Genomic DNA, 21,488 nt, shown 5'->3' on the forward strand with positions numbered 1-21,488 from the left:
GCCCGTTTCCGGCCTAAGTGCTTGCATGGAAAGGGAAAGCCCTCCATAATGCGCGGCTCGCTGTGTCCGGCTTGTCCGGATTTGCGGCCGGAAGCGCGATTCCGGCTTGGGTCCACGGCGAGGTTTTTCCTCCGCATCGCGTGTCGTCCGGTCTGTTCGCAGGCCGTGTCGTCGGGCCGCCGCCTCCCTGGCCAAGGGAAGCATCAAACTTTTTTCGAGGTGCGTATGTCCCGCGTATGCCAAGTCACCGGCAAGCGTGTGCAGACCGGTAACAACGTCTCGCACGCCAACAACAAGACCCGTCGTCGCTTCCTGCCCAACCTGCACGAGCGCCGCTTCTGGGTCGCCAGCGAAAACCGCTGGATCAAGCTGAAAGTTTCCGCGCATGCCCTGCGCACCATCGACAAGAACGGCATCGACTCCGTTCTGGCCGAGCTGCGTGCCCGCGGCGAGAAGGTCTGAGGAGTAATCGAACATGGCAACCAAGCGTGACAAGATCCGTCTGATCTCCTCGGCCAACACCGGCCACTTCTACACGACGGACAAGAACAAGAAGAACACCCCGGGCAAGATGGAAATGAAGAAGTACGACCCGGTCGTGCGCAAGCACGTGATCTACAAGGAAGGCAAGATCAAGTGATGTCGTGATGCGCTTGCCCCCGGCGAGCGCATCCGCGTCATCCGAAGCCCGCCGCAAGGCGGGCTTTTTGTTTGCTTCGGGAATGAAGCGAAGAGCGAATCCCCCTCGGTCCCCCTTTTTCAAAGGGGGAGGAACAGCAATTCTCTGGCAGCTGAACTCGGCAATGATTGCTAGCCCCCTTTGAAAAAGGGGGCGGGCGCCCGCGTAGCGGGCGACGGGGGATTTGCGCGATTGGCCGGCAACACCCCGCCACCTTCCGGTTTGCACCGACTGCGGCCAGAATCAGCCATCGCATCCTTCACAGGCGCCGCATGGACTGGTCGCTGGGAACCGTACTGCTGATCCTCGACTGGATGATCCGGCTGGCCGCGCTGCTGTGGATTCCCAGCCGCACCTCGCCGGCGGCGGCGCGCAGCTGGATGCTGCTGGTCGGGTTCGTGCCGCTGCTGGGCCTGCCGGCCTACCTGCTGCTGGGCCATCCGTGGCTGTCGCGCGAACGCGTCCAGCGCCAGGCGCGCGCCTCGCAGGTAATCCGCGAGGAACAGCGGCCGCTCGCCGCACTGCGCTGGCAGCCCGACGCCGGTATCGCCGCCGAGATGGCGCCGCTGGTCGAGCGGCAGGGCGCGTTCATGCCCATCCGCGGCAACACGGTCGAACTGCTGGACGACTATGACGATTCCCTGCGCGCGTTGATCGCGGCGATGGACGGGGCGCGCGCGCGCATCCACCTGCTGTATTACCTGATGTTCGACGACGCGGTCGGCGATGCGGTGGCCGCCGCGCTGGAACGCGCGGCCGGTCGCGGGGTGGAATGCAGGCTGCTGCTCGACGCGGTCGGCGCCAAGCGCGGATGGCGCCGCTACGCGCGGCGCCTGCGCAAGGCCGGCGTGCAGATCCACCAATTGCTTCCCGGTGGCCTGCGCTGGCGTCGCAGTGGCCGGATGGATCTGCGCAACCACCGCAAGATCGCGGTCATCGATGGCGCCACCGGTTTCATCGGTTCGCAGAACCTCGCCGACCCGATGTTCATTCCCGGCTTTCCCAATCGCGAACTGGTCGCCCACGTGCGCGGGCCGATCGTCGCCCAGCTCGACGCGGTGTTCGCCAGCGACTGGTATCTGGAAACCGGCGAGCGCCTGCACGTGGATCCCGTTCGCGCCACCGGCACGGGCCAGGTGGCGATGCAACTGCTGCCGAGCGGGCCGGCCTATCCCTTCGAGAACGCACGTGATGCCGTCAACGCGCTGATCCACCTGGCCAAGCGCCGCATCGTGCTGGCCACGCCCTACTTCGTGCCCGATGACGCCACCCTCAGCGCGCTGCGCATCGCCGCGCTGTCGGGCGTGGAGGTGCAACTGATCCTGTCCGACCGCAACAACCAGCGCCTGACCGCATGGGCTCAGGAGTCCTACTACGCGGAACTGCTGGCCTGCGGCGTGCGCATCGCGCTGTACCAGCCGCACTTCCTGCATGCCAAGCACATGAGCGTGGACGACGAAGTCGCGCTGGTCGGTTCGATCAACCTCGACATCCGCTCGTTCGCGCTCAACGCGGAAATCGGCCTGCTGTGCTATGACCGCGCGGTCGTCGCCCGGCTGCGCGGGATCGAATCGGAATACTTGCGCGATGCCCGCAGCGTCCACGGCGAGGACTGGGCACGACGCCCGGCGTGGCGGCGCAGCCGCGATGGCATCGCGCGCCTGGCGGATTCGCTGATGTAACAAAACGTCGATGTTGAAAGCGCCTGATGCGCAACGGTTTTCGCGTATTTGTAAAGTTTGCGTTGCCCGGTCATGCGCCACTGATGCCAAGCCAGCATGAGGCGCGCCGGATCGATCCACTACAATGCGGCCCATGACCAGCGTATCCGCGGGCCTCGCCCATGACATCGCCATCATCGGGGGAGGCGCCGGCGGCGTCCTGACCGCCATCCAGTTGCTGCGCGCGGCGACCGCGCCGCTGTGCATCGCGCTGTACGAACCGCAATCCACACTTGCCCGTGGCGTGGCCTATGCCACGCCCTATCCGGAACACCTGCTCAACGTGCCGGCACAACGCATGAGCGGCTTCAGCGATCAGCCGGACGATTTCCTCGATTTCCTCAGCGCCGATCCGCAGGAACGCGCCGCGTTGGCACCCACGTTCGTCGAGCGTCATCGCTACGGGGAATACCTGCGCGATCGCCTGGAGCGCGCGCGCGCGGCCAGCCCGGCCACGCTGGTGCACATCGTCCAGCCGGTGATGGCGATGGATCGAAACGAGGCGGGCTGGCGACTGCGGCTCGCCGATGGCGCGCAGGCCGATTGCGATGCGGTGGTGCTGGCGGTCGGCAACCGCCCACGCCCGCTGCCGGCGCGCGGCGCCGGCGGCCTGTCCGCCGATGCCAGCCTGTCGGCCTGGGATTTCGACGCGGTGCGCGCGGTTCCCGGCGATGCCCGGCTGTGCATCGTCGGTTCCGGATTGAGCATGGTCGACGCGGTGTTGAGCTTCGTCGCCACCGAACATCGCGGCGCCATCCATGTGCTTTCGCGGCATGGCTGGCTGCCGCAGCCGCATGCGCCGCATGCGGTGGCCGATTTCGATCCGGCGCGGTTGCTGCCGCTGGACCTGCGCGCGCGCCTGCGCTTCGTCCGCGAACGCGTGCGCGAAGCCGCCGCCGCCGGCCTGCCCTGGCAGGCGGTGATGGAACGCCTGCGCCCGCACGGACAGGCGCTGTGGCGTTCCCTGTCCGAATCCGACCAGCGGCGTTTCCTGCGCCACGTCGTGCGACTGTGGGACGTGCACCGGCACCGGGTGGCGATTTCCGTGCACGAACAGTTGCAGGCGCTGATCGATCGCGGGCAGCTGCGCATGCACCGCGGCCGCCTGGACACGGTGATGCAGGTCGGCCGCTGCGTGCAGGTCGGCGCGAACGTGCGTGGCAGGCCCGGGCTGGCGCTGGAAGTGGATCGGGTGGTGAACGCCACCGGTGTCGAGATGCGGGTTCCGACCATGCGCAATCCGCTGCTGACCGAGCTGTTGGGCGAGGGCCACGCGCGCACCGGCCCGCACGGCATCGGCATCGACGCCGGCGACGACGGGCGGGTGCTGGACGCCGACGGCCGCGTCCAGCCCGACCTGTGGGTATTGGGCAGCCTGCGGATCGGCAACCTGTGGGAAAGCACCGCCATTCCTGAACTGCGGGGCCAGGCCGAAGCGGTCGCCCGCCAGTTGCTCGCGCGCTGACGCGGGCGCGCTCGCCGGCCGTCGTTTACCCGCCAGCATCCCCGGCGGATTTCCTCCCTCGCTGTAGAGCGGAGCCAGCTCCGCTGCTACGCTGGTTCCGATGTCGGGCGCCGGGAGGCGGCATTGGTTTCGAGCTGGATTCTGCTGCTGGTGTCCATCAGCTACGCGGCGCTGCTGTTCGGCGTGGCATGGTGGGGTGATCGTCGCCCGATGTATCCGGATCGGCCGTGGCTGCGTCCGGTGGTGTACAGCCTGGCGCTGGCGGTCTACTGCTCGTCCTGGACCTTCTACGGCGCGGTCGGCAGCGCGGTGCGCAACGGCATCGGCTACCTGCCGATCTACCTGGGTCCGCTGCTGCTGCTGCTGTTCGGCTGGCGGATCATCGAACGGCTGGCACTGATCGCGCGCAGCGAGAACACGGTGTCGATCGCCGACTTCATCTCCTCGCGCTACGGACGCTCGCGCCGGCTGGCCGCGCTGGTGACGGTGATCGCGTTGATCGGCGTCGTTCCCTACCTGGCGCTGCAGTACAAGGCGGTGGCGATGAGCCTGGGCGTGCTGACCGGCCAGCCCGGCGGCAGCGCGCATGGCTTCTTCTCGGATCCCGCGCTGTACGTGGCGTTGCTGATGGCGCTGTTCGCCGCCCTGTTCGGCACCCGCCAGGTCGACGCCACCGAACATCATCACGGCATGATGCTGGCCATCGCGCTGGAGTCGATGGTCAAGCTGGTGGCGATGATCGCGGTCGGCCTGTTCGCCTACCTGTGGCTGCAGGGCCGCTCCATCCCGGTCGCCGAGTCCGCACGCACGCTGTTCGAGAATTCGCCACCGGTCGGATTCGTCACCCAGACCCTGCTCGGGTTCCTCGCGATCGTCTGCCTGCCTCGCCAGTTCCATGTCGCGGTGGTCGAATGCAGCGACGTCGGCGACATCCGTCGGGCGCGCTGGCTGTTCGGCACCTACCTGGTCCTGATCTCGGTGATGGTGGTGCCGATCGCGGCCGCCGGCGTGGCGTCCTTCGGCATCGGCAGCGGCGTGGCCGATGACAGTTTCATCCTGGCGCTGCCGCTGGCAGACGGCAGCAAGGCGCTGGCGTTGATCGCCTACGTCGGCGGTTTCTCCGCCGCCACCGGCATGGTCATCGTCGCCAGCATCGCGCTGGCCACCATGGTCAGCAACGACCTGGTGATGCCGGTGCTGCTGCGGCGCGGCTGGGCGGATCATCACGCCGAAGCCGACGTCGCTTCGCGGGTGCTGTGGATCCGCCGGTTCGCGATCCTGCTGCTGGCGCTCGCCGCCTACATCTATTACCGCAGCAGCGGCAACGACAGCACGCTGGCGTCCTATGGCCTGATGGCGTTCGCGGCGGTCGCCCAGTTCGCGCCGGGCCTGATCGGCGGCCTGTACTGGCGCGGCGCCAGCCGGCGCGGCGTGGAAGTGGGCATGCTGCTGGGCTTCGGCACCTGGATCTACACCCTGCTGCTGCCGACCATGACCCAGGCCGGTGGCTTCGATGCGTCATGGATCGCGACCGGACCGTTCGGCATCGCCTGGCTGCGGCCGCACCAGCTGTTCGGTTTGAGCGGCTGGGATCCGCTCACCCACGGCACGTTCTGGTCACTGCTGGTGAACACCGGCGCGATGATGGTGATCTCCGCGCGCTGGCGGCCCGGCGTGGACGATCGCCTGCGCGCGGCGCCATTCCTGGATCCGTACGCGCAGCGCCCGGCGCTGGTCGCCGGCGAATGGCCCGGCAGCGTGCGGGTGGGCGACCTGCAGACCCTGGCCGAACGGGTGGTCGGCGAGCGCCATGCGCGCCGCGCGTTCCAGGAACAGGCCCAGGCATTGGGCCGCGAGATGCAGCCCGGCGCCTCTGCCGACCGCGCCTGGGTGCAATTCACCGAGCGTCTGCTGGCCGCCTCGATCGGTGCGGCGTCCGCGCGCATTGTCCTGACCAGCGTGCTGCGCGGATCGGGCATGGAACTGGGCGAAGTGGTCGCGGTGCTGGACGAGGCCGGCCAGGAACTGCGCTTCAACCGCGAGATCCTCTCCACCACCCTGGAAAACATCGCCGCCGGCGTCAGTGTGGTCGATCCCGAGATGCGGCTGGTCGCCTGGAACCGGCGCTACCAGCAGATGTTCGGCTACCCCGACGGCATGCTGTACGTCGGCCGGCCGGTCGCCGACCTGATCCGCTACAACGCCGAGCGCGGTGAGCTGGGCGAAGGCGACGTCGACGCGCAGATCGGCAAGCGCATTGCCTACATGCGGGCCGGCTCGCCGCACGTGTTCGAGCGCGTGCGCAGCGATGGCCAGGTGATCGAGATGCGCGGCCAGGCCCTGCCCGGCGGCGGCTACGTCACCAGCTACAACGACATCACCGACTTCAAGCGCGCCGAGTTGGCGCTGCGGGAAGCCAACGAGACCCTGGAGCAGCGCGTCACCGAACGCAGCCGCGCGGCCGAAGCGGCCCAGCAGTCCAAGACCCGCTTCCTCGCCGCCATCAGCCACGACGTATTGCAGCCGCTCAACGCCGCGCGCCTGTTCGCCTCGGCCCTGCGCGACGGCGAACAGGACGGCGAGCAACGGCACCTGGCCGAACGCGTGGATGCCTCGCTGCGCGCCGCCGAAGAGTTGCTCGACGGCCTGCTCGACGTGTCGCGGCTGGACGCGGGCAGCCTGCGGGTGGAGATCAGCGACTTCGACGCCGGCGAACTGCTGCGCGAACTGGCCGCCCAGTACGCGCCGGTGGCCGCCGGCCGCGGGCTGGATCTGCGGGTGCATCCGCGCGGGTTGTCGGTACGCACCGACCGGCGCCTGCTGCGCCGGGTGCTGCAGAACTTCCTGGCCAACGCCCTGCGCTATACCCGCCAGGGCCGGATCGTGCTGGGCATGCGCATGCTCGACGGCAAGGTGTCGCTGCAGGTCTGGGACACCGGCCCGGGCATTCCGGAAAACCACATGCGGCAGATCTACGACGAGTTCCACCGCTACCAGCAGCCGTTCGACTGGGGCGAGCGCGGACTCGGCCTGGGCCTGTCGATCTGCCAGCGCATCTCGCGCCTGCTCGGGCATCACCTGGACGCGCGCAGCCGGGTCGATCACGGCAGCATGTTCTCGATCGTCGTTCCGCGCGCCACCCGCGCGCCGGCGCGTCCGTCCACGCCGCGGCGTGGACTCGCCGCCGATTCGCTCGCCGGCCTGCGGGTGCTGTGCGTGGACAACGATCGCGAGATCCTCGACGGCATGCGCGCGCTGCTGGGCCGCTGGCAGGTCGAGGTGATCATCGCCACCACGGTCGACGAGGCGCTGGAACGGATGGCCTCGGCGCCGACGGTGGTGCTGGTCGACTACCACCTGCACGATCGGCTGGACGGCCTGGATACGCTGGACGCGCTGCGCGCCGCCAGCGCGGGCCCGATGGCCGGGGCCCTGCTGACCGCCGACGGCCGCGACGAGTTGAAACAGCGCGCCCGCGAACGCGGTTACCGGTTGCTGACCAAACCGGTCAAGCCGGCGTCGCTGCGCGCCTTCCTCGCCGCGCACCACGACGCCCGCCAGCGCCTGGAAGCCTGACTACCGCTGGTGCCCGCGCGCGCCGCCGGTGGTCACCAGCATTCCCCCGGCGTCGCGTTCGCGGTCCCGCTCACCGTGCGGACACCCAGCTGGTTGATCGCAAGCGTGCCGCAGCGGGTGTCGGCCCTGGCCTGCGTTCCCTGCGGCACCGCCTGCAATGTGAAGGCACGCGCCGAAACAGCGGACAGGCTGATCTGGTAGTGCCGGGCCAGGCCATCGCCGCACTCCGCGAGGGCGGGAGGCTTGCCCGCCGTATCCAGATAGGAAAGATGCAGGGTATGGAAGCGTTCCAGGCGCTGGGTGCGTTCCTGCAGGCATGCGGCGGCGGCGGCGCGACGGGTATTGACGACGTGATGTTGATAGCTGCCAAAAGCGATGCTTGCCAGGATGGCGATGATGGCCACCACGATCATCAGTTCGAGCAGGCTGAATCCTGCCGCCGGGTACCGGCGTCGATGGAGATCATGTCGGTGGAAAACGTATCGATGCAGGACACGGATGTGGGCGGATCGCATGGGCGTGCCTCCGGGATGCGGTGGACAAGGAGATGGCCCGTCGAGCACGCGCCAGTCGATGCGCCGTCCGCGATGGCGGCGCGATGATGCCCGACCGATGCTAACCAGCCCTGCGCGCTGGAAAAAGACATTCGCGTTCAAAGTTACGCGAATGACAGGCATGCCTCGCGCGCAGCTGATTCGCTTCCCTCTCCGGGCGGCGAACGCGCGCGATGTCGATCGCTTTCATTTCACCGGAAAGCGATCCTCGGCGGCACGGCCTGGAGCGATGGCGCTACCGGCGAAAACGCAGTCGGGCCACCGTGCCGCGTTCCGGCGCCGAATCGATGTCCAGCTGCCAACCCAGGTGTTCGCACAGGCGCGCGATCAGATCCAGCCCGATGCCGCCGCCGTCGCGTCCTTCCCCGCGCGCCAACTGCGCATAGATGCGGCTGATCTCCTCCGGACTCATGCCGTGTCCGGGATCGGTGATCGTCACGGTGGCATCGGCGTCCAGGCGGATGTCGATCACGCCGCGATCGCTGTTCTCGATGGCGTTGCGCAACAGGTTGCCGATCGCGGCCTGGACAATGGCCACCGGCGCGGTGACCCGGACCGCCGACAGCGGACCCAACTGCAACGCGAGATCCTTGCCGTGGGTGAGATGGCGATGGTCTTCGACGATTTCCGGCAGCAGTTCGTCCAACGCCACCGCATCGCTGACCGCGGCCAGGCGCTCGGGGTCCTTGGCCAGGATCAGCAGCAGCGAGATCAGCTGCTCGATCTGGCGGACGTTGCGCGCGATGCGTTGCATCTGTTCGCGCGCGGCCGGCGGCACGCCTGCCTGGTCCGAGGCGAGCCGGGCGGCGCCGCCGATTACCGCGATGGGCGTGCGCAGCTCGTGGCTGGCGCTGTTGATGAAGGCCCGCTCGCGCTCGACGAAGCGCTCGCTGCGATCCAGGTAGTCATTGAAGGCATCGGCAATCACCCGCAGTTCGCGGCTGGCGCTGGGTTCAAGCCCGATACGCTGGCGCCCGCGTTCGGGCCGTAGGCGCGCGATATCGTCGGCCATCACGCCCAGCGGACGGATCGCCCGGCCCAGCCCCCAGGCCAGCAGCAGGCCAAGCAGGATCACCGAGGCGAACATGCCGACCACGATTCCGCTGCTGATGGTCTCCTCCAGTCCCTCGAACTCGGTGATGTCCAGCGCCAGCGCGACCCGGCCACCGGGCAGGTCCTGGATCATCACCACCCGCAGCTTGCCTTCCACCCACAGGTCGTCGTGCAGGCCGGGCGGCAGCGCACGCAATACTTTGGGCGGCGGCGGCACGCCGTCCCAGCGGTAGAGCGTCATGTCGTCGGTGTCGGTCCAGCGGTAGCCGGGATCGGCCTGCACGCGATCCTGGTAGTGATGGAGTTCGGCGCGCAGCAGCGAACTCCAGACCATGCGCTCGGCCTCCTCGTTGACGATCAGGCCGCCGATGAAGATGGCGACCGAGAGCAGCGAGACGTAGACCAGCAGCCAGGTGAGGATGCGCCGGCGCAGGCTGTTGTTCCTAGCCGCCATCGCGCTGCTCCTCCGGTGCCGCCAGCCGGTAGCCCACCCGCGGCAAGGTCTGGATCAGCTTCACCGGGAACGGTCCATCGACGCTGCGGCGCAACTCGTACACATGCGAACGCAGCATGTCGCCGTCCGGCGGACTGTCGCCCCACAGGGCGTATTCCAGGCGATCCCGGGTCACCGCGCCGGGACTGGCCTGCATCAGCACTTCCAGCAGCTTGCGGCAGGCCGGATACAGGTGCAGCGGCTGCCCCGCGCGACTGGCTTCCAGGGTGGACAGGTCCAATTTCAGATCCGCCACCTGCAGCAGGCGGTTGCGACCGCGCCCGCCACTGCGCGCCAGCACCGCTTCCAGCCGCACCTCCAGTTCGGGCAGCTCGAAAGGCTTGGTCAGGTAGTCGTCGGCGCCGGCGCGGAAGCCGGCGATCTTGTCGGGCAGTTCGTCGCGCGCGGTGAGCATGATGACCGGCGCGTCGCCGGCATGCGTTTCGCGCAGGCGTCGCAGCACCTCGCGACCATCCATCCGCGGCAGCATCCAGTCCAGGATGATCGCGTCGTAGGCCTGCGTGGTGGCCAGGTGCAAGCCGGTCACCCCGTCCGGCGCGGCATCCAGGGCATGGCCGCGCGCTTCGAAGTAGTCGAACAGGTTTGCCACCAGGCTCCGGTTGTCTTCGATCACGAGCAGCCGCATCGGGGTTTCCGTCCTCGTCGTTGACCGGCACGGGCATCCCGGCGGGTCGCCACGCTGTACCTCCCGGTGTCGGAATCCGGTCGGAACGGGACGATTCTCCCATGCGCGGGGAGACACGGGTGAAGCAGTCGCGCAATGGCAACGGCGGCTGAAGCGTGCCCTGCGCCGCCTGCCGCGTTAACGACGCGCGAACGGGGTTCCGACGACTCTCCGACAGCGGCGTCACCAGCATGGCCTTCATACCGGCGCAGGGGCCGGAATGAACGTATCCGATGTCCTTTGCCGCACCACAGCCCTCCATGCCGCTTGGCGAGATCCGTCCGCCGCCGGCCTTCGATCGCGACTTCCTCGTCCACCACGCCGGCTGGCCGCTGGCGGTGTTCGCGCTGGCAACGGTGATCCTGATCCCGCTGCGCGGCGATCTGTGGCTGGCGGATCGGCTGTACGCCTGGGAAGGCCATCGCTGGTCGCTGCAGCAGGGTTTCGTCACCCAGCACCTGATCCATGTGATGGGCAAGCGGTTGAGTACCTTGGGCTGGTACGGCGTGGCACTGCTGCTGATCGCCAGTGGTTCCTTCCCGCGCCTGAAGGCATGGCGACGGCCGCTGTTCTTCCTGCTGCTGGCCACCGCGTTGTCGACCGCAGCGGTCGGCACGCTGAAGCTGTGGACGGACATGGACTGCCCGTGGGATCTGGCCCGCTATGGCGGCAGCCGGCCGTTCGTCGACCTGTTCAGCGCGCGGCCGGCGCGGTTGCCGACGGCGTCGTGCTTTCCCGCCGGCCACGCCAGCGCCGGTTATGCGTGGGTGGCGCTGTACTTCTTTTTCCTGGCCACCGCGCCACGCCTGCGCTGGCTGGGTCTGGGCGTCGGCCTGGCGGCCGGGCTGCTGTTCGGCTTCGCCCAGCAGCTGCGCGGTGCCCATTTCCTCTCGCACGACCTGTGGACCCTGGCCATCTGCTGGACGATCGCGCTGCTGCTGCATGCCTGCCTGCTGGTGCCGGCACGGTCCCCGGCGGCGCGGCGCGTCATGCCAGCGCCGCCGGCTCCCGGCCTGTTGTCGCGGAGCGAGCCATGAACGCCAGTCCGCTGGAAGCCGGTCTGCGCCGCAATGTCCGCTCCACCGCGCCGGCGTGGCTGCGCCAGCGTCCGGTGGTCGCCAGCGAAACCCTGTTGCTGGCGGTGAGCCTCTACTTCACCCTCTTCAGCAATGGCCAGTTCTGGCGCAACGTGATCGTCGCGCCGGCGGTGCAGTGGAAGTTCGCCGCGGCGCTGTTCGTGATCATCACCGCCGTGCACGCGCTGTTGCTCGGACTGGTCGTGCATCGCCGCTATGCGCGTCCGCTGCTGGCCGGGCTGATCCTGGTCACCGCCATCGCCACCTACTACATGGGCAGCTATGGCGTGTACCTGGATTCGGACATGCTGCGCAACATCCTGCATACCGATCGCAAGGAGTCCAGCGAACTGCTGAGCTGGCGCCTGCTGATGCCGATCCTGTTCGCCAGCCTGCCGATCGCCCTGCTGTGGCGGGTGCGGCTGCGCGAACGGCCGTGGCGGCGCGCGCTGATCATGCGCGGCGGATTCCTGGCGGCGCTGCTGGTGGCCTTCGCGGGCGCGGCGATGCTGTCGTACCAGGACCTGTCCTCGCTGATCCGCAACCGCCGCGAGGTGCGTTATCTGGTGACGCCGGCGAACTATCTGGTCTCGTTGGCGCGGGTGCTGACGGCCGCGCCGCCGGGAAGCCGTACCGCCAGGACGCCGATCGGCCAGGACGCCCGCCAGTTGCCGCAGACGGCCGGCCGCAAGCCGCGGCTGCTGGTGCTGGTGGTGGGCGAAACCGCGCGCGCGCAGAACTGGGGATTGAACGGCTATTCGCGCCAGACCACGCCGGAACTGTCGCGCATGGGCGTGATCAACTTCCCCGCCGTCACCGCCTGCGGCAGCAGCACCGAAGTTTCCCTGCCCTGCATGTTTTCACCCTACGGTCGGCACGACTACGACCAGAAGAAGATCCGCGATCACCAATCGCTGCTGCATGTGCTGGAGTACGCCGGCATCCGCACCCTGTGGCGCGACAACCAGTCCGGCTGCAAGGGCGTCTGCCAGGGACTGCCGATGCAGGCGCTGGATGATGCGAAGGATCCCGACCTGTGCAACGGCAAACGCTGCCTGGACGAGATCCTGCTGCGTGGCCTGGACGCCGCCGTACCCGCCGGTGGCGGCGATCGCGTGGTAGTGCTGCACCCATTGGGCAACCATGGCCCCAACTACTTCGAGCGGTATCCCTCCGCGTTCCGCCGCTACACGCCGGTGTGCGAATCGGTCGATCTGGGCGAATGCGATCGCCCGTCCATCGTCAACGCCTACGACAACGCACTGGGCTACACCGATCATGTGCTTGCGAAGCTGATCGGCCAGCTGGGCCGCAATCCCCGCTACGACACCGCCATGATCTACGTATCCGATCATGGCGAATCGCTGGGCGAGAAAGGCCTCTACCTGCATGGCGTGCCCTATGCGATCGCCCCGGAAGAACAGACCCGGGTGCCGATGGTGATGTGGTTCTCGCCGGGTTTCGCGGCCGGCAGCGGCCTGGACATCGCCTGCCTGCGCCGGGAATCCACGCAACCGGCCAGCCACGACAACCTGTTTCCGTCCGTGCTGGGCCTGCTGGACGTGCGCACCGGCGTATACGACCGCGATCGGGATCTCTTCGCCGCCTGCCGCCCGTAGAGCGGAGCTTGCTCCGCTGCGCCCGAACGTTCCGCATCAAGACAGCCCATCCGATCGCCGGTCCGTTGTCGTCGGTCGTCAATCCTCTTCCGGCGGCGGCACCACGCCGTCCGGATCCACCGCGAGACGACCGGCCATCAGCACCGCCTGGGTGCGGTTGGTGACGCCGAGCTTGCGCAGGATCGCGGTGACGTGTGCCTTGATGGTGGCTTCGGACACGCCCAGGTCGTAGGCGATCTGCTTGTTGAGCCGGCCCACGCCCAGCATCTGCAATACCCGAAACTGCTGCGGGGTGAGGTCGCGCAGGCGCTGTGCGATCTCGTGTTCGTCACGGCTGATGGCCGGCGCGTTCATCGCTTCGACCGGTGCCCAGCGTTCACCGTCCAGCACCGTGCCGATGGCCTCGCCGATGGTGTCCGAATCGGCCGACTTGGGAATGAAGCCCAGCGCGCCATGATCCAGCGCGCGCCGCATGACGGTCGGCTCCTCGCGCGCGGACACGATCACCACCGGCAGCTGCGGATGCAGCGCGCGCACATGCACCAGCGCGCTGAACCCTTGCGCGCCGGGCATGTTCAAGTCCATCAGCAGCAAATCCGCATCCGGGTGCGCATCCACCAGCGCATACAGGGCGTCCACGCTGTCGGCCTCGTGCAGGCGCACGCCCGGCAGCACCCGCTGCACCGCCGCGCGCAGCGCTTCGCGGAACAGCGGATGGTCGTCGGCGATCAGCAGGGTGGTCATGGGGTTCTCCCGGGGTGGGGCAAATCCCCCCTACCCCCCTTTTTCAAAGGGGGGATTCCTTCGGTGGTAGTGCTGCGAGGTTGCCGTGTGCGTAATCCGGTGCAGTTTGTTGGTGGCAGCGGACTTTCCTTACGCGGAATCGCGCCTTTCCCCCCTTTGGAAAAGGGGGGCAGGGGGGATTCACTCTCCGGATGCTTCCCTACCACCGCTACCTCAAACCCCATGCGCGCCGGCTGCGCCGTGACATGACCGATGCCGAGCAGCGGCTGTGGTTCCACCTGCGCAGGAAACAGCTCGATGGCGTGCAGTTCTACCGGCAGAAGCCGCTTGGGCGATATATCGTCGATTTCTATGGCCCTGCCGCAGATCTGGTGATCGAGTTGGATGGTAGCCAGCATTTCACCGCCGACGGCCTGGCAGGGGATCGACGCCGTGATGCATTCCTGGCGGGCCAGGGGCTGCGCGTCCTCCGGTTCGATGATCGGCAAGCGCTGCTGGAAACGACCGCCGTGCTGGAAGTGATTCTGCGGGTGATCCGCGAACGCTGAGGGAAAATCCCCCCTGCCCCCCTTTTTCAAAGGGGGGAATGCTCCGGCTGCGTCAGCGGAGAACGAAGGCGTCCGCGTTTCGATGGGAAAGGTCCATGCACCGCCACTGGGTAGGACCCTTCGGGAAAGCCAACCGCGCTCCCCCCTTTGAAAAAGGGGGCCCGGGGGGGATTTGCGGGCCCCCGCCATGCTCACTTCACCTTCCGTTCCGCGACCAGCGAATCGACCACGCCCGGATCGGCCAGGGTCGAGGTGTCGCCCAGCTGGTCCGGCGCGTTCTCGGCGATCTTGCGCAGGATGCGGCGCATGATCTTGCCGGAGCGCGTCTTCGGCAGGCCCGGCGCCCATTGCAGGTGATCCGGCGCGGCGATGGGGCCGATTTCCTTGCGCACCCACAGCACCAGTTCCTTCTGCAGTTCGTCGCTGGGCACCTCGCCGGCCTTCAGGGTCACGTAGGCATAGATGCCCTGGCCCTTGATGTCGTGCGGAAAGCCGACCACCGCCGCCTCGGCGACCTTCGGATGCAGCACCAGCGCGCTTTCCACCTCGGCGGTGCCGATGCGGTGGCCGCTGACGTTGATCACGTCGTCGACGCGGCCGGTGATCCAGTAGTAACCGTCGGCGTCGCGGCGGCAGCCGTCGCCGGTGAAGTAGGTGCCCGGATAGGTGCGGAAATAGGTGTCGATGAAGCGCTGGTGGTCGCCGTAGACCGTGCGCATCTGGCCCGGCCAGGAATCCAGCAGGACCAGGTTCCCCTCGGTGGCGCCGTCGAGGATTTCACCGTTGGCGTCCACCAGCGCCGGGCGCACGCCGAAGAACGGCAGCGTGGCCGAACCCGGCTTCTGGTCGATCGCGCCGGCCAGCGGGCTGATCATGATGCCGCCGGTCTCGGTCTGCCACCAGGTGTCCACGATCGGGCAGCGGCCGTCGCCGACCACGTCGTAGTACCAGCGCCAGGCTTCCGGGTTGATCGGCTCGCCGACGCTGCCGAGCAGGCGCAGCGAGCTGCGCGAGGTCTTCTTCACCGGCGCCTCGCCCTCGCGCATCAGCGCGCGGATCGCGGTGGGCGCGGTGTAGAAGATGGTGACCTGGTGCTTGTCGATGACTTCCCAGAAGCGCGACACGCTCGGGTAGTTGGGCACGCCCTCGAACATCACCGAGGTGGCGCCGTTGGCCAACGGCCCGTAGACGATGTAGCTGTGGCCGGTCACCCAGCCCACGTCGGCGGTGCACCAGTAGATGTCGTCCTCGCGCAGGTCGAACACCGCCTCGTGGGTGTAGGCCGCGTACAGCAGGTAGCCGCCGGTGGTGTGCAGCACGCCCTTGGGCTTGCCGGTCGAACCGGAGGTGTAGAGGATGAACAGCGGGTCCTCGGCGTTCATCCGCTCGGGCTCGCACTCGGCCGGCTGCTGGTCGACCACCGCGTCGAACCAGCGGTCGCGCGGCATCTGCATGTCCACCGCGCCGCCGGTGTGGCGTACCACCAGCACGGTCTCGACCGAATTGGTGCCGGGCAGCTTGAGCGCGGCGTCCACGTTCGCCTTCAACGGCACCTTCTTGCCGCCGCGCAGGCCCTCGTCGGCGGTGATGATCAGCTTGCTGCCGCAGTCGGCCACGCGGTCGGCGATGGAATTGGGGGCGAAGCCGCCGAACACCACCGAGTGGATCGCGCCGATGCGCGCGCAAGCCAGCATCGCCACCGCCGCGTCCGGAATCATCGGCAGGTAGATGGTGACGCGGTCGCCCTTCTTCACCCCCAGCGCGCGCAGCGCGTTGGCCAGCTTGCAGGTGCGCTCGTACAGTTCGCGGTAGGTGACCCGCAGCGACGGCTGGTCCGGGCTGTCCGGCTCGAACAGCAGAGCGGTCTTGTCGCCGCGGGCGGCGAGCTGGCGATCCAGGCAGTTGACGCTGGCGTTGAGCTCACCATCCTCGAACCAGCGGATGTGGAAGTCATCCAGCTGGTAGCTGACGTCCTTGATCCGGGTCGGCTTCTTGAACCAGTCCAGGCGCTCGGCGACCTGTCCCCAGAATTTTTCAGGATGGTCGATGGAAGCCTGGTAGTCGCGCTGGTAGGCGGCGCGGTCGATGCGCGCCTTGGCGGCGAAGTCCGGCTTGATGGGGTAGATGTCGCTCATGGGGGCCCTCCCGGGGACAGCGGAACGAAAAGTCTGAGGATGCGATTCTGACAAGAATGCCCATCACACCGCGAGCGCCGGCAACGCTCCGCGGGAGGGGCGACGCGCCGAGTTTGCCGCATCCGGCCATGCGGCATCGCAGCAACCCTGTTAGACCTTGGTCGTAATTCCAGCCGCGCACCCGCATGCCCACCCGCGCGTGGAAGCCGTTTTGAAGGGGTTTTGGCGGCCGGCGCGTGTCATTCGACCAATGGCGAATAGGCGCGGCGGAGGCAACGGCGCAAGTCTGCCCGGCACGTGCCGAGCACGGCATGCGTCCAAACCGGGAGGGGTTATGACCACACGTTTCGCAACGATGGCCAGGCGGCCGCTGGCCGCCGCGCTGTTCGTCGCCTGCATCGCGCCGGGCCTGGCGTTCGCCCAGACGGCGAAGGAAAAGGCGTTGGAGGCCCGCGTGGCCGAACTGGAGCGGCAGGTGCAACTGCTGCTGTCGGCGCAGCAGCAACAGCAGACCCAGATCAGCAGCACCCAGGAGCAGGTGACCCAGGTCCAGGCCGCGCAGGCGGCCAAGCCGGCGCTGCCGGCCGGCAAGCAGCCGATCCAGGGCACCACCATCATGACCGCCGCCAATCCGGGCACCACGTTCTCCTACGGCGGCTTCATCAAGATGGACGCGATGGTGACCGACACCAGCGACGGCCGCATCGCCGACGGTTCCTCCGGCCGCCTGTTCTACGTGCCCAGCACGATCCCGGTGGCGGGCGCGAACGCCGATGGCGGCGATCCCTACGCCGACTTCCATGCCCAGTTCTCGCGCTTCTGGCTCAGCGCCGACCACGTCACCGACAACGGCGACAAGTTCAAGGGTTTCATCGAGGCCGACTTCTTCGGCGGCGGCAGCAACGCGCTGGCCGGCAACGAAACCGCCACCAACACCTATGCCGTCACCCTGCGCCACGCCTACGTGACCTGGAACAACTGGCTGGCCGGCCAGACCTGGTCCAACTTCATGGACGCCGGCGCGCTGCCGGACGCGGTCGATTTCGTCGGCCCGACCGACGGCACCATCTTCGTGCGCCAGGCGCAGTTGCGCTACACCAAGGGCCCGTGGTCGTTCTCGATCGAGAACCCGCAGACCACCGTCACGCCCTACCTGACCGGCGCGCGCTTCAACAGCGGAGACAATGCCGCGCCCGACTTCACCGCGCGCTGGCTGACCAAGGGCGACTGGGGCCACTTCACCGTGGCCGCGCTGCTGCGCCAGTTCAAGGTGGCCGACGAGACCGACACCGGCGCCGCGCTCAGCGTCTCGGGCAAGTTCAACCTGGGCAAGAACGACGACATCCGCTACGCCGTCAACGCCGGCCAGGGCATCGGCCGCTACCTGGCCTTCGGCGTCGGCAGCGACGTGGTCACCGAGGCCGATGGCGACATCAGCGCGCTGGACGGCTACGGCGGCTTCGTGGCCTGGCGCCACGTGTTCAGCCCGAAGGTCCGCACCAACCTGATGTACTCGGCCTCGCATTTCGACAACGACGTGTCGCTCACCGGCTGGGGCGTCACCGAGCGCACCCAGTCGATGCACGCCAACGTCATCTACTCGCCGTTTCCGAAACTGGACATCGGCGCGGAACTCATCTTCGGCCAGCGTTCACTCGAGGATGACCGCGAGGGCGACCTGAAGCGCCTGCACACCCACGTCAAATACTCGTTCTGAGGGGAGAGGAATGAACGCAACCACGCTCAAGCATTCGCCGTCCGGCGAACTCAGCCAAGGCCACAAGAAGGTCATCTTCGCATCCAGCCTGGGTACCGTCTTCGAGTGGTACGACTTCTATCTGTACGGTTCACTGGCGGCGATCATCGCCAAGCAGTTCTTCAGCGGCGTCAACGAGACCACCGGCTTCATCTTCGCGTTGCTGGCCTTCGCCGCCGGCTTCGCGGTGCGTCCGTTCGGCGCGGCGTTCTTCGGCAGCCTGGGCGACCGCATCGGGCGCAAGTACACGTTCCTGGTCACCATCGTGATCATGGGCCTGTCCACCTTCATCGTCGGCATCCTGCCCACCTACGCCAGCATCGGCGTGGCCGCCCCGATCATCCTGATCGGCCTGCGCCTGTTGCAGGGCCTGGCACTGGGCGGCGAGTACGGCGGCGCGGCGACCTACGTGGCCGAGCACGCCCCCAACGGCAAGCGCGGCCTGTACACCAGCTTCATCCAGACCACCGCCACGCTGGGCCTGTTCCTGTCGCTGCTGGTGATCCTCAGCTGCCGCCTGTCGCTGGGCACCGAGGCGTTCGAAGCCTGGGGCTGGCGCATTCCGTTCCTGGTCTCGATCGTGCTGCTGGGCGTGTCGGTGTGGATCCGCATGCAGTTGAGCGAATCGCCGCTGTTCCAGCAGATGAAGTCCGAGGGCAAGGGCTCCAAGACCCCGTTCCGCGACAGCCTGAAGGGCGGCAACCTCAAGCTTATGCTGCTGGTGCTGTTGGGCGCGACCGCCGGCCAGGCGGTGGTGTGGTACGGCGGCCAGTTCTACTCGCTGTTCTTCCTGACCCAGGCGCTCAAGGTCGACGGCACCACCGCCAACCTGCTGATCGCCGGCGCACTGGCCCTGGCCACGCCGTTCTTCATCTTCTTCGGCTGGCTGTCCGACCGCATCGGCCGCAAGAAGATCATCCTGGCCGGCTGCCTGCTGGCGGCGATCACCTACTTCCCGATCTTCAAGGGCCTGACCCACTTCGCCAACCCGGGCATCGAGGAAGCCCGCGCGAGCTCGCCGGCGGTGGTGGTGGCGGACCCGGCCACCTGCAGCTTCCAGTTCGATCCGGCCGGCGTGCGCAAGTTCACCAGTTCCTGCGACGTCGCCACCGCGGCGCTGACCAAGGCGGGCGTGCCGTACACCGTGCAGGCGGCCGCTCCCGGCTCGCTGGCCCGCGTCGAGGTCGGCGGCAATCAAGTCGAGTCGTACGAAGCGGCCGGGCTGTCCAAGGATGACGCCAAGGCCAAGGGCACCGACCTGGGCGCCCGCCTGAAGACCGCGCTGACCTCGGCCGGCTATCCGGAGAAGGCGGACCCGGCACGCATCAACATCCCGATGACGCTGTTCCTGCTGTGGGTGCTGGTGATCTACGTGACCATGGTCTACGGCCCGATCGCGGCCTACCTGGTGGAGCTGTTCCCCACCCGCATCCGCTACACCTCGATGTCGCTGCCGTACCACATCGGCAACGGCTGGTTCGGCGGCTTCCTGCCGGCCATCTCGTTCGCCCTGGTCGCCGGCACCGGCAACATGTACTACGGCCTGTGGTATCCGATCGGCGTGGCGGTGCTGACCCTGATTGTCGGCATCCTGTTCCTGCGCGAAACCAAGGACGTGGACATCACCCAGTAAGCGCGCTCCCTCCGCGCCGGCCGGACGCATTCCGGCCAACCCGACGCCGGCCCTCGTGGCCGGCGTTTTTTTGTGCGCGCGGCGGCATGCGCTTTTAGGAATCCTCCGATTTCGCAAGCGGTGGCGCCTTCCTATCCTGCCCGGACTCTCCCCAGAACCTTCGTTCGCCCGGCCATCGGTCAGGCGACCCGGCCTTTCCCGCGATCGAGGCATCCCATGGCCATCCACGGAAACCTGAGCGACTTCTCGCTGCGCGACATCCTGACCGTGGTTGTCGGCAAGCACGGCGTGCTCACCGTGGATCAACGGGATGGCCAGGTGCTCCGCCTGGACATCGCCGGCACCAGCATCACCCGGATGACCGTGGAACGCCCCATCGACTCGCGCAGCGAAGGACAAGTGCTGCTGCGCATGTTCGCGCAGGGGAACGGCGAGTTCCGTTTCGAGCCGCTGGCCACGGTGGAGGCGAAGCGTTCGTTCCTGCGGATGGACGAACTGCTGGAAGGCCGCGGCGCGGTGCCACTGGACGAACGCGACCTGCCGCATCCCAAGACGATGTTCCTGGTGATCAAGGGTCGCCAGGTGGAACTGCCGCCGGATCTGGCCGAGTTCCTCGGCGCGGCCGTGCCGTTGCTCACCGAGGGCGCCAGCGCCGAACGGATCTCGCGGCAACTGGGATTCCCGCTCGAAGGCACGCGCCGCAACCTGCAACGCCTGCGTCAGGTCAAGAAAGTCTGGCCGATGCAGGCATACGTGGATCGGCTCGATCCGGAACAACGCAAGCAGCGCCAGTCCCTGGGCCAGCGCATCGCCAGCTTCTTCACCCGATGACCCCACTCAAGATCGTTATCTCCGGCCCCGTCGGCGCCGGCAAGACCACCTTCATCCGTTCCGTGTCCCAGACCGAAGTGGTCAGCACGGAGGAAGTCAGCACCGAGCGGATCGGCAAGACGCACACGACGGTCGCACTGGACTTCGGCCAGATCGCACTGGGCGACTACGTGCTGCACCTGTTCGGCACGCCCGGGCAGTCGCGCTTCGACTACATGTGGGACGTCCTCAGCGAAGGCGCGCTGGGCCTGATCGTGCTGGTGCCCTGCGACGCGCCCAGCGAATTCCCGCAGGCGCGGCGGATCCTGGAGTTCGTGATCAGCCGCCAGCCGGTGGAATTCATCATCGGGCTGACCCGGACCGATCTGGCCGCCGACGGCTGGACCGCCGCCGAGGTCGCCGCCTACTTCGGTGTTCCCGAACAGCAGGTGCTTGCGCTCAATCCCCGCGACGCCGCGCACGCCCGCCATGCCATCCACCAGCTGCTGCAGCGCGTCTGATCGCCTGCACGCGGCCTTCTTCCCTGTTTTCACGAGGACACATCATGAGCAAGCAAGAACAGATGCAAGCCACGCTGGACGCCCTGACACGCGCCATTCCGGGCATGAAGGGCAGCTTCCTTTGCACCTTCGACGGCATGCCCGTCTGCCAGTCGATTACCGATCCCGGCGTCGATTCGGCGCGGGTCGCGGCGATGGCCGCCACCGCCCTGGGCGTGGGCCGGCGCATCACCGAAACCCTGTCCACCGGAACGCTGCGCGGCATCAAGCTGGTGGCCGCGGAGGGCCGCATCTTCATCTACATGGTCGGCAGCAAGGCCTGCCTGGCGCTGGTGGCGCCGTCGGACACCAATGTCGGCCTAATCGAACTGGAAGTGGCCGACGTGATCACCCAGTTGACCGCCATCCTGTAAGGAGCAG

The 21,488-nt window shown here is 67.7% G+C and carries 18 protein-coding genes; 13 read left to right on the plus strand and 5 right to left on the minus strand.

The features are described 5' to 3' along the window. Positions 1 to 225 precede the first annotated feature (225 nt). The 5 genes from rpmB (at position 226) to FHW78_RS09700 (ending at position 7,441) form a co-directional block, all read left to right on the plus strand. A complete protein-coding gene (rpmB, locus tag FHW78_RS09680; RefSeq protein ID WP_056881579.1) occupies positions 226 to 462 on the plus strand; it encodes a 50S ribosomal protein L28 in 237 nt (78 codons plus the stop codon). 13 nt (positions 463 to 475) lie between these two features. Continuing rightward, positions 476 to 640, plus strand: coding sequence for a 50S ribosomal protein L33 (gene rpmG / locus FHW78_RS09685; protein WP_141455049.1), 165 nt, complete (start codon positions 476 to 478; stop codon positions 638 to 640). A gap of 311 nt (positions 641 to 951) precedes the next feature. Continuing rightward, positions 952 to 2,361, plus strand: coding sequence for a cardiolipin synthase (cls, locus tag FHW78_RS09690; RefSeq protein ID WP_183639668.1), 1,410 nt, complete (start codon positions 952 to 954; stop codon positions 2,359 to 2,361). 133 nt (positions 2,362 to 2,494) lie between these two features. Next, positions 2,495 to 3,865, plus strand: a complete 1,371-nt coding sequence (locus FHW78_RS09695; protein WP_183639669.1) for an FAD/NAD(P)-binding protein — start codon at positions 2,495 to 2,497, stop codon at positions 3,863 to 3,865. 123 nt (positions 3,866 to 3,988) lie between these two features. Next, positions 3,989 to 7,441 carry a PAS domain-containing hybrid sensor histidine kinase/response regulator gene (locus FHW78_RS09700; RefSeq protein ID WP_183639670.1) on the plus strand — a complete coding sequence of 1,151 codons (3,453 nt, stop codon included), beginning with the start codon at positions 3,989 to 3,991 and terminating at the stop codon, positions 7,439 to 7,441. Positions 7,442 to 7,473: 32 nt separating this feature from the next. On the opposite strand, the gene FHW78_RS09705 is transcribed toward FHW78_RS09700, so the two are convergent. From FHW78_RS09705 to FHW78_RS09715, 3 genes are all read right to left on the minus strand, one after another. Further along, a complete protein-coding gene (locus FHW78_RS09705) occupies positions 7,474 to 7,956 on the minus strand; it encodes a type IV pilin protein (protein WP_183639671.1) in 483 nt (160 codons plus the stop codon). 274 nt (positions 7,957 to 8,230) lie between these two features. Then, positions 8,231 to 9,502 carry a HAMP domain-containing sensor histidine kinase gene (locus tag FHW78_RS09710; protein WP_183639672.1) on the minus strand — a complete coding sequence of 424 codons (1,272 nt, stop codon included), beginning with the start codon at positions 9,500 to 9,502 and terminating at the stop codon, positions 8,231 to 8,233. Next, the gene (locus FHW78_RS09715; RefSeq protein ID WP_183639673.1) at positions 9,492 to 10,187 is read right to left on the minus strand and encodes a response regulator transcription factor; all 696 of its coding nucleotides are present in this window, start codon (positions 10,185 to 10,187) and stop codon (positions 9,492 to 9,494) included. Before FHW78_RS09715 ends, FHW78_RS09710 begins: the two co-directional genes overlap by 11 nt. A 272-nt stretch (positions 10,188 to 10,459) precedes the next feature. On the opposite strand from FHW78_RS09715, the gene FHW78_RS09720 reads away from it, so the two are divergent. Next, entirely contained in the window at positions 10,460 to 11,263 is an 804-nt protein-coding gene (locus FHW78_RS09720; RefSeq protein ID WP_225562376.1) for a phosphatase PAP2 family protein, read from the plus strand. Beyond that, the gene (locus tag FHW78_RS09725; protein ID WP_183639674.1) at positions 11,260 to 12,921 is read left to right on the plus strand and encodes a phosphoethanolamine--lipid A transferase; all 1,662 of its coding nucleotides are present in this window, start codon (positions 11,260 to 11,262) and stop codon (positions 12,919 to 12,921) included. Before FHW78_RS09720 ends, FHW78_RS09725 begins: the two co-directional genes overlap by 4 nt. Positions 12,922 to 12,999: 78 nt before the next feature. On the opposite strand, the gene FHW78_RS09730 is transcribed toward FHW78_RS09725, so the two are convergent. Further along, entirely contained in the window at positions 13,000 to 13,665 is a 666-nt protein-coding gene (locus tag FHW78_RS09730) for a response regulator transcription factor (protein ID WP_183639675.1), read from the minus strand. Positions 13,666 to 13,856: 191 nt separating this feature from the next. Here FHW78_RS09730 and FHW78_RS09735 point away from each other — a divergent pair, with 191 nt between their 5' ends. Next, on the plus strand, positions 13,857 to 14,213 hold the full coding sequence (locus tag FHW78_RS09735) for a DUF559 domain-containing protein (protein ID WP_183639676.1): 357 nt from the start codon (positions 13,857 to 13,859) through the stop codon (positions 14,211 to 14,213). Between the two features lie 191 nt (positions 14,214 to 14,404). Here FHW78_RS09735 and acs read toward each other — a convergent pair whose 3' ends face one another. Then, positions 14,405 to 16,348, minus strand: a complete 1,944-nt coding sequence (gene acs / locus FHW78_RS09740; RefSeq protein ID WP_183639677.1) for an acetate--CoA ligase — start codon at positions 16,346 to 16,348, stop codon at positions 14,405 to 14,407. A 334-nt stretch (positions 16,349 to 16,682) separates the two neighbouring features. Between acs and FHW78_RS09745 the strand changes: the two genes are divergently transcribed. The 5 genes from FHW78_RS09745 (at position 16,683) to FHW78_RS09765 (ending at position 21,481) form a co-directional block, all read left to right on the plus strand. Next, complete coding sequence (locus FHW78_RS09745; RefSeq protein WP_183639678.1) at positions 16,683 to 18,065, plus strand: DcaP family trimeric outer membrane transporter; 1,383 nt, start codon at positions 16,683 to 16,685, stop codon at positions 18,063 to 18,065. 10 nt (positions 18,066 to 18,075) lie between these two features. Further along, on the plus strand, positions 18,076 to 19,737 hold the full coding sequence (locus tag FHW78_RS09750; protein WP_183639679.1) for an MFS transporter: 1,662 nt from the start codon (positions 18,076 to 18,078) through the stop codon (positions 19,735 to 19,737). 216 nt (positions 19,738 to 19,953) lie between these two features. Beyond that, the gene (locus tag FHW78_RS09755) at positions 19,954 to 20,568 is read left to right on the plus strand and encodes a DUF4388 domain-containing protein (protein ID WP_183639680.1); all 615 of its coding nucleotides are present in this window, start codon (positions 19,954 to 19,956) and stop codon (positions 20,566 to 20,568) included. Next, positions 20,565 to 21,068, plus strand: a complete 504-nt coding sequence (locus tag FHW78_RS09760; RefSeq protein ID WP_183639683.1) for an ATP/GTP-binding protein — start codon at positions 20,565 to 20,567, stop codon at positions 21,066 to 21,068. Before FHW78_RS09755 ends, FHW78_RS09760 begins: the two co-directional genes overlap by 4 nt. A gap of 44 nt (positions 21,069 to 21,112) precedes the next feature. Further along, positions 21,113 to 21,481: a roadblock/LC7 domain-containing protein gene (locus FHW78_RS09765; protein ID WP_183639685.1), complete on the plus strand. Its 369-nt coding sequence runs from the start codon at positions 21,113 to 21,115 to the stop codon at positions 21,479 to 21,481. Positions 21,482 to 21,488 lie beyond the last annotated feature (7 nt).

The sequence above is a fragment of the Pseudoxanthomonas sp. OG2 genome (genome assembly GCF_014192765.1).
GTDB classification, from domain to species: Bacteria; Pseudomonadota; Gammaproteobacteria; order Xanthomonadales; family Xanthomonadaceae; genus Pseudoxanthomonas_A; species Pseudoxanthomonas_A beigongshangi.

Excerpts from the sequence above, each read along its gene's own strand:
- rpmB (WP_056881579.1), top strand. The coding sequence starts at position 226 with ATGTCCCGCGTATGCCAAGTCACCGGCAAGCGTGTGCAGACCGGTAAC.
- rpmG (WP_141455049.1), top strand. The coding sequence starts at position 476 with ATGGCAACCAAGCGTGACAAGATCCGTCTGATCTCCTCGGCCAACACC.
- cls (WP_183639668.1), top strand. The coding sequence starts at position 952 with ATGGACTGGTCGCTGGGAACCGTACTGCTGATCCTCGACTGGATGATC.
- FHW78_RS09695 (WP_183639669.1), top strand. The coding sequence starts at position 2,495 with ATGACCAGCGTATCCGCGGGCCTCGCCCATGACATCGCCATCATCGGG.
- FHW78_RS09705 (WP_183639671.1), bottom strand. The coding sequence starts at position 7,956 with ATGCGATCCGCCCACATCCGTGTCCTGCATCGATACGTTTTCCACCGA.
- FHW78_RS09710 (WP_183639672.1), bottom strand. The coding sequence starts at position 9,502 with ATGGCGGCTAGGAACAACAGCCTGCGCCGGCGCATCCTCACCTGGCTG.
- FHW78_RS09715 (WP_183639673.1), bottom strand. The coding sequence starts at position 10,187 with ATGCGGCTGCTCGTGATCGAAGACAACCGGAGCCTGGTGGCAAACCTG.
- FHW78_RS09720 (WP_225562376.1), top strand. The coding sequence starts at position 10,460 with ATGTCCTTTGCCGCACCACAGCCCTCCATGCCGCTTGGCGAGATCCGT.
- FHW78_RS09725 (WP_183639674.1), top strand. The coding sequence starts at position 11,260 with ATGAACGCCAGTCCGCTGGAAGCCGGTCTGCGCCGCAATGTCCGCTCC.
- FHW78_RS09730 (WP_183639675.1), bottom strand. The coding sequence starts at position 13,665 with ATGACCACCCTGCTGATCGCCGACGACCATCCGCTGTTCCGCGAAGCG.
- FHW78_RS09735 (WP_183639676.1), top strand. The coding sequence starts at position 13,857 with ATGCTTCCCTACCACCGCTACCTCAAACCCCATGCGCGCCGGCTGCGC.
- acs (WP_183639677.1), bottom strand. The coding sequence starts at position 16,348 with ATGAGCGACATCTACCCCATCAAGCCGGACTTCGCCGCCAAGGCGCGC.
- FHW78_RS09745 (WP_183639678.1), top strand. The coding sequence starts at position 16,683 with ATGACCACACGTTTCGCAACGATGGCCAGGCGGCCGCTGGCCGCCGCG.
- FHW78_RS09750 (WP_183639679.1), top strand. The coding sequence starts at position 18,076 with ATGAACGCAACCACGCTCAAGCATTCGCCGTCCGGCGAACTCAGCCAA.
- FHW78_RS09755 (WP_183639680.1), top strand. The coding sequence starts at position 19,954 with ATGGCCATCCACGGAAACCTGAGCGACTTCTCGCTGCGCGACATCCTG.
- FHW78_RS09760 (WP_183639683.1), top strand. The coding sequence starts at position 20,565 with ATGACCCCACTCAAGATCGTTATCTCCGGCCCCGTCGGCGCCGGCAAG.
- FHW78_RS09765 (WP_183639685.1), top strand. The coding sequence starts at position 21,113 with ATGAGCAAGCAAGAACAGATGCAAGCCACGCTGGACGCCCTGACACGC.